Origin of the sequence: Priestia megaterium (assembly GCF_009497655.1) — a bacterium.
In the GTDB taxonomy this organism is placed as follows: domain Bacteria; phylum Bacillota; class Bacilli; order Bacillales; family Bacillaceae_H; genus Priestia; species Priestia zanthoxyli.
Map to the genome: position 1 here is coordinate 943242 of NZ_CP023317.1, position 13607 is coordinate 956848.

At 38.1% G+C, this 13607-nt stretch carries 13 protein-coding genes; 11 read left to right on the top strand and 2 right to left on the bottom strand.

Going from position 1 to position 13607, the window contains the following annotated elements:
- Positions 1-129: 129 nt before the first annotated feature.
- The 7 genes from treP to CEQ83_RS04845 all read left to right on the top strand — a co-directional run bounded on the left by treP (position 130) and on the right by CEQ83_RS04845 (position 8128).
- Positions 130-1593, top strand: coding sequence for a PTS system trehalose-specific EIIBC component (gene treP, locus CEQ83_RS04815; protein ID WP_049163061.1), 1464 nt, complete (start codon positions 130-132; stop codon positions 1591-1593).
- 15 nt (positions 1594-1608) lie between these two features.
- A complete protein-coding gene (gene treC / locus CEQ83_RS04820) occupies positions 1609-3294 on the top strand; it encodes an alpha,alpha-phosphotrehalase (RefSeq protein ID WP_155017018.1) in 1686 nt (561 codons plus the stop codon).
- Between the two features lie 87 nt (positions 3295-3381).
- Positions 3382-4098: a trehalose operon repressor gene (gene treR / locus CEQ83_RS04825; protein WP_028412210.1), complete on the top strand. Its 717-nt coding sequence runs from the start codon at positions 3382-3384 to the stop codon at positions 4096-4098.
- A 355-nt stretch (positions 4099-4453) separates the two neighbouring features.
- Entirely contained in the window at positions 4454-5176 is a 723-nt protein-coding gene (gene pxpB, locus CEQ83_RS04830) for a 5-oxoprolinase subunit PxpB (RefSeq protein WP_033578185.1), read from the top strand.
- Entirely contained in the window at positions 5166-6164 is a 999-nt protein-coding gene (locus tag CEQ83_RS04835) for a 5-oxoprolinase subunit C family protein (RefSeq protein WP_034269752.1), read from the top strand. The genes pxpB and CEQ83_RS04835 overlap by 11 nt, the downstream gene beginning before the upstream one ends.
- 11 nt (positions 6165-6175) lie before the next feature.
- Positions 6176-6931, top strand: coding sequence for a LamB/YcsF family protein (locus CEQ83_RS04840; protein WP_034269755.1), 756 nt, complete (start codon positions 6176-6178; stop codon positions 6929-6931).
- Between the two features lie 9 nt (positions 6932-6940).
- Complete coding sequence (locus CEQ83_RS04845) at positions 6941-8128, top strand: NRAMP family divalent metal transporter (RefSeq protein WP_049163068.1); 1188 nt, start codon at positions 6941-6943, stop codon at positions 8126-8128.
- 42 nt (positions 8129-8170) lie between these two features.
- On the opposite strand, the gene trhA is transcribed toward CEQ83_RS04845, so the two are convergent.
- Positions 8171-8821 carry a PAQR family membrane homeostasis protein TrhA gene (gene trhA / locus CEQ83_RS04850; RefSeq protein ID WP_013055671.1) on the bottom strand — a complete coding sequence of 217 codons (651 nt, stop codon included), beginning with the start codon at positions 8819-8821 and terminating at the stop codon, positions 8171-8173.
- A 382-nt stretch (positions 8822-9203) separates the two neighbouring features.
- Here trhA and CEQ83_RS04855 point away from each other — a divergent pair, with 382 nt between their 5' ends.
- The 4 genes from CEQ83_RS04855 to CEQ83_RS04870 all read left to right on the top strand — a co-directional run bounded on the left by CEQ83_RS04855 (position 9204) and on the right by CEQ83_RS04870 (position 12684).
- Positions 9204-9842 (top strand): DUF1643 domain-containing protein, encoded by a 639-nt coding sequence (locus CEQ83_RS04855; protein ID WP_205689676.1) that lies wholly within the window; start codon positions 9204-9206, stop codon positions 9840-9842.
- Between the two features lie 101 nt (positions 9843-9943).
- Complete coding sequence (locus tag CEQ83_RS04860; RefSeq protein ID WP_016763238.1) at positions 9944-10363, top strand: hypothetical protein; 420 nt, start codon at positions 9944-9946, stop codon at positions 10361-10363.
- Between the two features lie 464 nt (positions 10364-10827).
- Complete coding sequence (gene bluB / locus CEQ83_RS04865) at positions 10828-11481, top strand: 5,6-dimethylbenzimidazole synthase (protein WP_013055676.1); 654 nt, start codon at positions 10828-10830, stop codon at positions 11479-11481.
- Between the two features lie 168 nt (positions 11482-11649).
- The gene (locus tag CEQ83_RS04870; RefSeq protein WP_028412216.1) at positions 11650-12684 is read left to right on the top strand and encodes an AI-2E family transporter; all 1035 of its coding nucleotides are present in this window, start codon (positions 11650-11652) and stop codon (positions 12682-12684) included.
- A gap of 43 nt (positions 12685-12727) precedes the next feature.
- Here the strand turns inward: CEQ83_RS04870 and CEQ83_RS04875 are convergent, their stop codons facing one another.
- Positions 12728-13603 (bottom strand): LysR family transcriptional regulator, encoded by an 876-nt coding sequence (locus CEQ83_RS04875; protein WP_098999768.1) that lies wholly within the window; start codon positions 13601-13603, stop codon positions 12728-12730.
- Positions 13604-13607: the final 4 nt, after the last annotated feature.

Genomic DNA, 13607 nt, shown 5'->3' on the forward strand with positions numbered 1-13607 from the left:
TGTTGACGGACTTGTATATACAGGTTAGAATAAAAATATAAAACTTGTATATACAGGTTTGTGGTGAGATTTATATGGGGGATAGGAGATATAGGAGTAAAATGAAAGCGGAAACAAGGGGGAAAAGACATGAATCGAGAATCTGTTGAACGCATTGTAGAAGCCGTTGGCGGAAAAGAAAATATCTCTGCTGCAACGCACTGTGTAACGCGCCTTCGACTTGTTTTAAAAGATGAAGGTAAAGTCAATCAACGTATGCTAGATGAGCACGAATTAGTAAAAGGATCTTTTTCTACAAACGGCCAGTTTCAAGTTGTCATTGGTCAAGGCACGGTGGATAAAGTATATAAAGAAATGGTGGCGCTTACAGGTATAGGCGAGCTATCAAAAGAAGAAGTGAAAAACGAAGCGGCTAAAAACTTAAATCCGCTGCAGCGCGCAATAAAAACATTAGCTGACATTTTTATTCCTATTTTACCGGCCATCGTAACCGCGGGTTTATTGATGGGAATCAATAATGTACTAACAGGAGCCGGAATTTTTTACGATGATAAATCAATCGTAGATGTTCATACACAGTGGAAAGACTTCGCAAGCATGATTAATTTAATTGCGAATACGGCTTTTGCCTTTTTGCCAGCTCTTATTGGGTGGTCAGCTGTTACGCGTTTTGGAGGAAGTCCTTTATTTGGAATTGTCCTTGGGCTCATGCTTGTACATCCTGACTTGCTAAATGCTTGGTCTTACGGAGAAGCATTAAAAAAAGGAAGTATCGATACGTGGAATTTATTTGGCCTGCATGTTGAGAAAGTAGGCTATCAAGGACAGGTTTTACCCGTATTAGTCGCTTCATTCGTCTTGGCAAAAATCGAATTATTCTTACGAAAACGCATACCGGATGGATTTCAACTTTTGATTGTAGCACCTGTAGCTCTTTTAGTAACAGGGTTTCTCGCTTTTATTGTAATTGGTCCAATTACATTTGCAATAGGAAATGTTATTACAGATGCAGTTGTATGGCTGTTTAAAACGGCTCCATTTATTGGAGGGCTTGTATATGGAGGTTTATACGCTCCTCTTGTTATTACAGGGATGCACCATACATTTTTGGCCGTAGATTTACAGCTGATTGGAAGCGTAGGGAGTACGTTCTTATGGCCAATGGTAGCATTATCGAATATTGCACAGGGCTCTGCGGCTTTTGCGATAATGATTCTTTCAAAAGATGATGAGAAATTAAAAGGATTGTCTTTAACGTCAGGGATTTCAGCGTGGCTTGGCATTACGGAGCCTGCAATGTTTGGTGTGAATTTGCGTTTTAGATTTGCTTTTATTTCTGCAGTGATTGGTTCAGCTATTGCCGGTGTTGTCATATCTGTAGCCGGAGTAAAAGCAGCATCGGTGGGAATCGGTGGTATCCCTGCTCCATTATCAATTGTTCCACAGAGCTGGCCGCCTTTTATTATTGGAATGATAATCGTAATCGTAGTGCCGTTTCTTTTAACGTTAACGCTCGGAAAGCTTCAGAAAAAATCAACCGTTACATCAACGGTCGCGGGTACAGACTCGTTTCAACATAATTCAAAGAATTAAATGGTGGTGTTAAAAATGCAAGAACCTTGGTGGAAAAAATCTGTTGTTTATCAAATTTATCCAAAAAGTTTTTATGATACGACTGGAAACGGCGTGGGTGATATAGCTGGCATTATTGAAAAGCTAGATTATTTGAAAAAGCTCGGGGTAGATGTTCTGTGGCTAACGCCAATTTATAAATCACCACAGCGGGATAATGGATATGATATAAGTGATTATTTTGTTATTCAAGAAGAATACGGAACAATGGAGGACTTTGATCGTTTAATAACAGAAGCGCATAAGCGGGATCTTAAAATTATCATGGATATTGTCGTTAATCATACGTCAACTGAACATGAATGGTTTCAAGAAGCTAAAAAATCGAAAGATAACCCGTACCGAGATTTTTATATTTGGAAAGATCAAAAAGAAGATGGAAGTGCTCCGACGAATTGGGTTTCAAAATTTGGAGGATCCGCATGGGAGCATGATAACCTCACAGAACAATCGTATCTGCATTTGTTTGATGTTACGCAAGCGGATTTGAACTGGGAAAACGAGCGTGTGCGCCGCAGCGTGTATGATATGATGACGTTTTGGTTTGAAAAAGGAGTAGATGGATTTCGTCTGGACGTTATTAATTTAATTTCAAAAGATCAGCGTTTTTTAGATGATGACGGTTCCGTTGCACCAGGAGATGGCCGAAAATTCTACACCGACGGTCCTCGCGTGCACGAATATATGCGGGAAATGAATCAAGAAGTTTTTTCAAAATATGATAGTATGACCGTTGGGGAAATGTCATCGACAACCGTTGACCACTGCATTCAGTACTCTCATCCGGACCGACGCGAGCTTAGCATGACGTTTAATTTTCATCATTTGAAAGTTGATTACCCAAACGGAGAAAAGTGGGCCCTAGCAGATTTTGATTTTATTAAATTAAAAGAGATTTTATCAACTTGGCAAACGGAAACGAATAAAGGTGGGGGATGGAATGCATTATTTTGGTGCAACCATGATCAGCCTCGCGTTGTTTCACGCTATGGAGACGACGAACTCTATCATAATAAATCTGCTAAAATGCTCGCTACAACGATTCATTTGATGCAGGGAACGCCTTATATCTATCAAGGCGAAGAAATAGGTATGACAAACCCGAAGTTTTCCTCTATTGATGAATATAGAGATGTGGAGTCATTAAATGTGTATGAAATAAAACGTGCACAAGGAATGGACGAAAATGAAATTTTGGAAATTTTAAAACATAAATCAAGAGATAATTCCCGTACACCGGTGCAATGGAACGATAAGCCGAATGCAGGTTTTACAAAAGGAAAGCCATGGATTCATCCGGCCGATAACTACCGTAAAATTAATGTAGAAAAAGCGTTAGAGGATAAAGATTCAATCTTTTATTTTTATCAAAAGCTTATTGCACTGCGCAAGCAGTACGAGATTATCACCTATGGAAACTATGAATTGATTCTTGGAGAAGACGAGCAGATTTTCGCTTATATCCGAAATGGAGCAGATGAAAAGCTGCTCGTGATAAATAATTTCTACGGCAGCGAGAAAATTTTTGAACTGCCAGAAGATATAACTTTTGAAGGATATCATAGTGAAATATTGCTGTCTAACTACGAAGATTCATCAAAGGAATTCAAGCGAGTCTTACTTCGGCCGTATGAATCAATCGTGTATCATTTAAAAAAATAGAGAAAAAGTGAAAAGAACGATGGGTGACAATCTATCGTTCTTTTTATACAATTGGGTATATATAGAAAGTAAAATAGGTGATGGCAATTGAAAGAAAATAAATTTATCAGCATTTACGAACAGTTAGTCGATAAAATTAAACGCGGTGACTGGCGTCCTAATACAAAACTTCCTTCTGAAAATGAGCTTGTTGAACAGTATCAAACGTCTCGTGAAACGATACGGAAAGCGTTAAATTTACTCTCGCAAAATGGGTACATTCAAAAAATGAAAGGAAAAGGTTCTTTTGTATTAGACGTATCACGCTTTGATTTTCCAGTATCAGGACTTGTTAGCTTCAAAGAAGTCGCGGAAAAGCTAGGACATACGTCGACTACTATTGTAAAAGAGTTTGAATTAATCAAGGCTGATCAAGATTTGTGCACACAGCTTGGCGCAACGAAAAAAGATCTCATATGGAAAGTAGTTCGAGCACGTGAAATCGATGGAGAAAAAATTATTTTAGATAAAGATTTTTTTCATAAAAAATATGTTCCTCACCTCACAAAAGACATATGCAAAGGCTCTATTTATGAATACTTAGAAAAAGATCTTGGGCTGAAAATCAGCTTTGCTAAAAAAGAAATTTCCGTTGACGAGCTGACGGACGAAGATAAATGTTACTTAGATTTGAAAGACTATGAACATATTGTGGTAGTAAGAAACTATGTGTATCTAGAAGATGCAAGCCTTTTTCAGTATACGGAATCACGTCATCGTCTTGACAAGTTTCGTTTTGTGGATTTTGCTCGCAGAGGTATATAATGGTTCACTGCCCATGAGTTTTTCCTTTTTTTAGATGTTTACAAAAAACTGCTTTGGTATAAAAAACAAAGCAGTTTTCTTATGGAGAAAACTGAAAAAACGTGATCCTTTTGACGATAAAATTCTAAAAAGGTTGAATTTTTATTTAGAGTTTGTTTTAGTAGAACATAAGATTATTTTATATTTGTATAATGTTATTCATACGGTATACAGATTTATTGATCTTTTTTTTATTAGATATATAAGAAAATGTTATTTGAAAATGATAAATTCATTAGTAATTCTAATAAAACTGTCCAACTACAGCATTAAAGGGAGCTGCTCAAACAATACTAAGTAAAAAGGAGGAGACGGAATGAGTAACGATTATCGACTTTATCCTCTTGGTGATAGCGGCATTGTCGTTTCATTTGGAGACGAAATTAATTTCGGTATACATAAACGTATTCAGCAATTTACTGAGGTGCTAGAGCAATCATTATGTAAGGGAATGATTGAATATGTGCCGGCTTTTACGACGGTTACAATCTATTATGATCCTTGGATAATGAGTGAAAAAGGAAGAAGAAATCCTTACACAGCAATATCTACATATATTGAAGAACTGCTTTTCCACCAGGAAGAAAAATCTGAAGCGGTCGCTAGACAAATTGACATTCCGGTGTGTTACGGAGGAAAGTACGGCCCCGACTTAGAGAGAGTAGCTGCTTTTCATTCATTAACGCCTGATGAAGTTATCTCCATTCATACAAACGGAGAATATTTGGTGTATATGATAGGCTTTGCTCCTGGTTTTCCTTACTTAGGAGGGATGAGTGAAAAAATTGCGACTCCAAGGAAAGAATCACCGAGAAACAGCATCCCAAAAGGGTCAGTTGGCATCGCAGGAATGCAAACCGGCGTGTACCCAATTGAAACACCTGGAGGATGGCAGTTAATCGGGCGTACTCCTCTTACACTATTTAACCCAGAAAAAGACTCGCCAAGCTTACTTCAAGCAGGTGATCGTATCCGATTTGTTTCCATTTCTGAAACGGAATATGAAGCACAAAAGGAGGTGGATGAAGATGAGTATTAAAGTGATGCGTCCTGGTTTATTAACAACGATTCAAGATATCGGCAGACATGGATATCAAAAGGACGGCATGATTGTCAGCGGGGCAATGGACAAAGTTGCTTTAAGGATTGCCAACTTATTAGTAGGAAATCAAGAAAATCAGCCGGTTATTGAAATTACGTTAATGGGACCAAAAATTGAATTTCAGCAAGATGCTTTAATTGCCCTGACAGGAGGGGATTTATCGCCAACTGTTAATGGTGAAGCCGTAAAGATGTGGCGGCCTTTATATGTAAAAAAAGGGAGCGTGCTGCAGTTTGGTGTTCCGACTTTAGGTTGCCGTTCTTATTTATCGGTTTCCGGTGCCTTTAACGTTCCTGCAGTTATGGGAAGTACATCTACTTCGCTTCGCGCTCGGATAGGAGGGCTACACGGTAAAGCATTACAGTCAGGAGACGAAGTATTAAGCCATCCTCCTACAGAAATAGGGGAAGCAATTATAAAGAAACTGGTGAAAAAGCAAACGGACCGCTCTTTTCAGCAGGCTTTTTGGACCATTCATCCTAAACTTCTTCCTTCATACGAGACGCCTATTATCCGCACAATGAAAGGTGCGGAATTTGATTGGTTTACGAAAGAAAGTCAACAACATTTCTTTAATCAAGAATTTGACGTTACGCCGCAATCTGACCGAATGGGCTATAGGCTAAAAGGGAAGAAACTAGTCCTTCAGCAGGAAAAGGAACTGCTTTCTAGCGCTGTGACGTTTGGTACAATTCAAGTACCAAAAGAAGGACAGCCCATTGTTTTATTAGCAGATCATCAAACGACAGGAGGATACCCTAGAATCGGGCAGGTAGCAACTGCCGATTTTTCGGCGCTGGCACAAGTTTCTCCAGGGCAAAAGGTTTCTTTTCAATTCGTTTCACTGGATGAAGCGCAGCATTTATATATGGAGCAGGAAAAGAAAATCAATCATATTAAAAGAGCACTTCGAATGAAAATATAGGGGGGAAGAAAATGGCTACCGTTGATTTGAACTGTGACTTAGGGGAGAGCTTTGGGAACTATAGATTAGGAAATGATAAAGAAATTTTACGCTATGTAACGTCAGCAAACATTGCCTGTGGCTTTCATGCCGGAGATCCTTCTGTTATGAGAGAAACAGTAAAGCTGGCTTTGAGTGAAAATGTGGCGATCGGCGCGCACCCCGGATTGCAAGATTTAGCTGGATTTGGACGTAGATATATGAAAATTACGCCTCGAGAAGCTTATGATTTGATGGTGTATCAAATGGGGGCTCTTTCAGCTTTTATACGTGCAGAAGGAGGGGCCCTTCATCATGTGAAACCTCATGGCGCTTTATATAATATGGCTGCAGGGGATCGAGATATAGCTAAAGCTATTGCTGAAGCTGTTTATAATGTTAGTGAGGAAGCTATTCTATATGGTCTTGCTGGAAGTGAATCGATTAAAGCTGGAAACGAAATCGGCTTGCGTACGTCTCAGGAAGTATTTGCAGATCGAACCTATCAACAGAACGGCATGCTGACGCCGAGAAACGTTGAAAACGCCGTGATTCAAGATGAGAAAGCAGCTATTTCTCAAGTAATTAAAATGGTCAAAGAAAAGAAAGTATTCACTGTGCAAAATGAAGAGATTCCGATTCAGGCAGATACCGTCTGTATTCATGGAGACGGTGCACATGCTGTTGAATTTGCCAAAGCTATTTGTGACAAGCTAAAAGAAGAACAAATCATTATTCAACCACAATGAGGTGACATCATGAAAAAAGAACGCAACTGGAGCGTGCTCCTCGGAGCAGCATTTTTAATGGCTACTTCAGCAGTGGGTCCAGGTTTTTTAACTCAAACAACTGTCTTTACACAAGCTCTCGCCGCAAGTTTTGGTTTTGTCATTTTACTGTCGATTTTATTAGACATTGGCGTTCAGCTAAACGTATGGCGTATTATTGCCGTCTCAGAAAAAAGAGCACAGGATATTGCTAACAGTGTTTTCCCAGGTCTCGGTTTATTTATTGCTATTTTAATTGTAATCGGAGGCTTAGCATTTAATATTGGAAATGTAGGAGGAGCGGGTCTTGGCTTCAATGCGCTATTTGGTATTTCTCCTAAAGTTGGTGCAGTTATTACAGCCATTATTTCTATTGCCATCTTTTTAGTCAAAGAAGCCGGAAAATTAATGGATCGTTTTGCTCAATTAATGGGCGGAATATTAATTATTTTAATGGTGTATGTTGCGGTTTCTTCCGCTCCGCCAGTAGGAGAAGCGGTATCTAAAACATTTTGGCCGGATCACATTGACGTAATGGCGATTGTTACTCTTGTAGGAGGAACGGTAGGAGGATATATTACATTTGCAGGAGGTCACCGTTTATTAGATGCAGGAATCAAAGGAAAAGCCGCGATTCCGGAAGTAACAAGAGGAGCAGTATCCGGCATTACGATCGCTTCGATCATTCGAATTTTTCTATTTTTGGCAACATTAGGTGTGTTGAGTCAAGGGTTAAAACTGAATCCCGATAATCCACCTGCCTCTGTTTTTCAGTTAGCCGCAGGGGATATTGGCTATAAATTATTTGGTGTCGTCATGGCAGCAGCGGCTATCACTTCAGTTATTGGTTCGGCATATACATCGGTTTCCTTTATTAAATCCTTCAGCAAAAGGATTGAGAAATATGAAAACTGGATTATCATTGCATTTATTACGATTTCAACCCTGGTTTTCTTAACGATTGGTCAGCCGGTCACGCTGCTCATTTTAGCTGGAGCATTAAATGGGTTAATCTTACCTATTACACTCGGTACAATGCTTATAGCGGCGTATAAAAAGAAGATAGTAGGGGATTACAAGCATCCGACTTGGCTTACCGTTTTTGGCAGTTTTGTGGTCGTTATTATGGCTGTGCTAGGAGTCTATACGCTTGTGACTCAAATGGCAAAACTGTGGTAAGAAATTCTATAACCAATTAAAAAAGGGCCAGAAGGCCCTTTTTTAATTGGTTATAGGCAATACATATAAAATGATTGCTAAAAAGTGAAGTACGGTTCCGCCAAGAACAAACATATGCCAAATCATATGGTGAAAACGAAATCCTCGCCATACGTAAAAAACGGCTCCGATTGTATACAACACGCCTCCAACTACAAGAAGGACAATTCCTTGATGGGCAATGTTTTGAGTTAACGAATCCCACGCAAACACAATCATCCATCCCATAAATACGTAAAGAATGGTGGAAATAAAAAGGAATTTCTTCACAAAAAAAGCTTTGAATACAATTCCTGCAAGAGCGATGCCCCATACAATTCCAAAAAGTGTCCAGCCGGTGGTTCCTTTTACTGCGATAAATAAAAATGGAGTGTACGTACCGGCAATAAACAAATAAATAGAAGAATGGTCAAATATCTCAAAAAGATCTTTTACCTTACCTTCCGGAAAGCTATGGACAAGCGTAGAGGAGACATAGAGAAGCAGCATGGTTACTCCGTAAATAGTAAAACTGATAACATGCCAAGGCGTTCCTTCTAACGAAGAAAGTACGATTAAAAGCGTTAATCCCACAATGCTGAGTACGGCTCCAACGCCGTGTGTAATCGCATTTGCAATTTCTTCTCCTCTTGTAAATGTGTGTGTAGTAGCCATTTACAAAATCCTTTCTTTACACAAATTTATCTTCTATTTTCTCAGAGGATCAGTTTTGAACATACCTGCTGAGAAAAAATCCGTAACGGTCAAAAACATGAGTGAAAAGTTCATTGGTTATTTCTTTATTATAGACCATTCTTTTGATTTTATCTATTTTGACTGGAGGTCCGAAAAGAGTAAAGATATATATGTGAATGTTCACTAGCTGTAAAAAGCATGTATAGAAGAAAAAAATGCTTTTTGAAAAAATGGCAGAAAAGTTGTCATGAAGGCATGATTTTGAAATACATATAAAATAAAACTTTTAACAGTCAAGGTTACGATTACTGCTTAGCTCATTTGCAATAGATAAGTAACAAGATTGTAAGAAGGCAGGGGGATGGAAGCAGTGAAAAAAGAAGTTATTTTTGATGAAACAGGCACATACAAATATTCTCTATTATGCAAATGGAGTGAAGTAAACGAACGTAAACTTACGTTTATCTTGTCCTTTCCAGAAAATACGTATGAATACAGCGATGATACAGCTGTATCCAAATGCATCGACCTGGCGCAAAAGTGGGGATTTGGAGTCTTAGAAATCGTTTATTTATTCAGCTATCAAACCGATCATGTTTCGTTTTTACGCATGCTTTCAAAAGAAGAAGCTGTTGGAACAAGAACAGGTGAATATATTCAAAAAGCTGTGGAAGATGCTGAACTGGTTGTGGTAGCTTGGGGTGATCATGGAAGCATTTATAACCGGCAAGAGGAAGTAGAACGCTTTTTGAAACACAAGCCGGTATACTGTTTTGGAAAAACGAAGCAGCAATTTCCTCGCCATATTTTATCCGTCGTGCACCGTACAGAATTACAGAAATACGAAGTGCCGGCTAATCGTGAAGAGTCAGAAGAAGTTTCTTCGTTTATTGAAGACATAGATCAAAGTTTTGGTGGAGAGGATTATTCTCCAATTAAACAACTAACAGAAGAAGAACCGCTTATGTTTATTGAAGACATTGCCAGTATGTATCGATAAAGAGAAAAAGCGAGGTTTATATTCCTCGCTTTTTCGTTAGTATAAAACACCAAGTTTTGTCATATGGTTGTATCAAGAAGCGTGTGTGAAGGGGGAACTTTATGAAGTTGAATGAAGTGTTGCACCGCATCACAACTATTTACAATGAGTTAGAAGAAGAGTGCTTTCAATATATAGGGACTGTGATCAATGAAAATGCAGAGCTGGATATTTCTCGTCTAGAAGAATTAAGTACGCTGTTAAACTTCGTATACGAATGCTCGCAGGATGTATTAGTAGGTTCTATTTTAACAAAATTGGATTATGGACAACCCATTTATCAATTTGCTATGTTAAAGCCTATTTCCCTTGAAGGAAATGAAGATAAGTTAGATATTTTATATGAAGAAAAGGTAAAAGTAGAAAGAGCGATTCTAGATGTGTATACAGCTCAGCGAAAGAAGTTATTGACTCAAGCAGCCGAAGACTTAAAAGAACTGCACTACGAGCTGCAGACCTACGTGTATGCTTGCAACATATAAGTGAATCTGTTGAAATAGCAAGGCATATATACAAATAAAAAGGAACATGTTAGGATAAGTAAAAAGAACTCCTAATCAAAGAGTTCTTTTTATTGTAAAATATATGATTTTGAACTAGTCAAGCATAAAGACGGTGGTAATGGCAGTTACCCTTTTCTTTGTGCTTTTTTTATCCGATTGTGTTGATGATGCTGCTTACTGCGTTAAAAAAGTTCATAAGTACCTCGTTTAGCATGTAATATGCCTCCTCTCTTACTCAATATGTACAATCAAATTATCCAATTGTGTTAATGATGCTGCTTACCGCGTTAAATAAGTTCATTAAAACGTCGTTGAACATGTTTGCAACCTCCTTTATGATAGATTCATATAGTAATACGAGAAAACATAAAGTTTAGATCACATTTTTTTAATATTTTTTTAGAAAAATAGTTAAAAAAAGAGTTTAATGGAGGTTGAAAAAGATGAATTCGTTTACAAACGACGAAAAGCAAGCGGTATACAAAGCGATTTACGGAAGAAGAGATGTACGCACATTTTTGTCTGATGAGATTCCGAATGAAACGGTTTATAACATTCTACAGGCTGCTCACAGCGGACCTTCCGTCGGGTTTATGCAGCCTTGGAATTTTATATTAGTATCTGATACAGAAGTGAAAAATAAACTTGCCTGGGCAGCAGATAAAGAGAGAAGAGCACTGGCTATTCATTATGAAGGTGAAAAGAAAGAAGATTTTTTAGAGCTAAAGATTCAAGGATTAAAAGAAGCGCCGTTAACTATTTGCGTAACGTGTGATCCAACAAGAGGGGGCTCTCATGTTCTCGGAAGAAACTCAATTCCAGAAACTGATATGATGTCAACTGCGTGTGCGATTCAAAATATGTGGCTTGCTTCATATGCAGAAGGACTGGCAATGGGATGGGTAAGTTTTTATAAAAAAAATGATGTACGTGACATTTTACATATTCCTCCTCATATTGATCCTGTAGCGCTCATGTCAATTGGCTATACAGATAAATACCCTGAGAAACCAATCTTAGAACAAGCTAACTGGGAAAAAAGAAGGGATTTAGACAAGCTAATTTATCATAATGTATGGGAAAATGAAAAAGAATAGCGGAGAGAAAATAAAGACATACTAAAAAGCGCTGAAATATAGTAAAATTTGAATATTAAATGATACACTATATATAGCGAAAGCGGATATGAGCGTCTAGCGTATCCGTTTTATTTATATGTATACAAATGACTTGGGAAAAAGAGAGATAGGAGAATTGAAGGTTTCATGAATATTGCAAGAAGTTGGCTTCACAACAAACTTACTGTTCGCATCATTACGCTTATTATTATTACAGTTTTACTTGTCAGCATTAGAAGTATGCTTCAGCTGCTGTTATTTACGTTTATTTTTACCTTTTTAATTGGTCGTCTTCAACAAACGTTAAGAAGAAAGCTTCCGCTTAATTCAACGCTTATACTCATCGTCATCTATATCGCACTGATTGGTGCTCTCGGTATTGTAGGATATGTATATATCCCGGTTATTATGACGCAAGTTACTGAGCTTGTACAGAAGCTGATGTATTTTTACAAGCACCCCCCTGATAATACATTCGTCACCTATATTATCGATAATCTAAAGAGATTTAAATCACCAGAAAATATTCAGCAGAATATTGATTTAGTATACAGCTATTTATCTAATATTGGAAAAGTAAGTGCACAAGTTTTCTTAGCACTCTTGTTAAGCCTATTCTTTTTACTTGAAAAGTCGCGGATTCACCGATTATTTGTCCAACTGGAACAATCTAGGCTGGGCTGGTTTTTCAAAGAAGCTGGCTATTTGGGGAGAAAATTTGTTAATTCCTTCGGCAAGGTAATAGAAGTTCAGTTTATTATCGCTTTTGTGAACAGCATTTTATCCGTTATTGCCCTGTGGGTGTTAGGGTTTCCTAATTTGCTTGCGCTTGGCGTTATGGTCTTTCTACTAGGGCTAGTGCCGGTTCTTGGGGTATTTGTTTCACTCATTCCGCTTTGTACAATCGCTTACAGTTTAGGAGGCGGTGTAAAAGTACTATCTGTGTTAATTATGGTGGTAGTACTTCACGCACTTGAAAGCTATGTATTAAATCCAAAGCTTATGTCATCTAAAACAAACTTGCCAACATTCATTACGTTTATCATTTTAGTATTTGGTGAACATTTCTTGGGCGTATGGGGGCTGATTCTTGGTATTCCTATTTTTATTTTCTTTTTAGATCTCGTAGGAGTAGATTCAGCACAGCAACTGTCAAAAAAAGAAGAGACTGGGACAAAATGATTTTAGACGAGGTGAAAAACGAACCATTAATCAAGATGTTTGATTAGTGGTTCGTTTCTTTTTTTAACGAGTGTATCGTTTTTTGAATGACTGGATGATCTCGATGCTTAAGTTTATAAGCAAGAAAGATCTGATTTTTTACCGCTAAATGTTCAAGTTCGATTTTCACCTTTTTTTCTTGGAGCGCTTCTTGAATCAAATAGCGGGGAAGCAGGCTGATTCCCATGTGATGCTGAATGGCTTTTAACACCGTTTGAAGATTTGGAATCACATGATGAGGCTGAATTTCAGGCCGTTTTTTAAAATGCTGTCGCCAAAAACGCCTGATAATAGGAAGTTCAAGGCCATAGCTAATCCACCGCTGATTGTATAAAAAATCCTCTATGTCTTCATTGGGTGTCATTTCAAAAGAAGGAGGGACGGTTAAGACAAACTCTTCTTCTTCAATGACCGTATATTCGACTCCTGGTATTTGCAATCTTTGGGTTGTAATCGCAATATCAATTTCGTCGCTTTGTATCTTTTCAAGTAAAACAGAAGCAATACCAAACTGGCTGTAGCAGCGGATACCTGCATCTTTTATTCTTTCTAAAGCTTGTTCGGTAAAATACTCTACGGGAGAACCAATTTTTACGACCGGCAGCGCGTCGGGAGATGAAGCGGTCATTTTTAATTCAATTGAAGCAGCTTCTAGACTTTCAATTAACGGGACAATACGCGTGTACAGTTCTTTACCTTTTTCTGTTGGAATCATCTTTCTTGGTGCACGGATAAATAAACCTTCGCCTATTTCAGCTTCTAAAGCAGCTAAGTGCTGACTCATGGCCGGCTGCGTTAAGATCCTCGCTCTGGCTGCTTCAGAAACGGATCGATATTTGTAAATGCTAATAAAGCTGCGATACCATTCAAAATCAATCATTTAT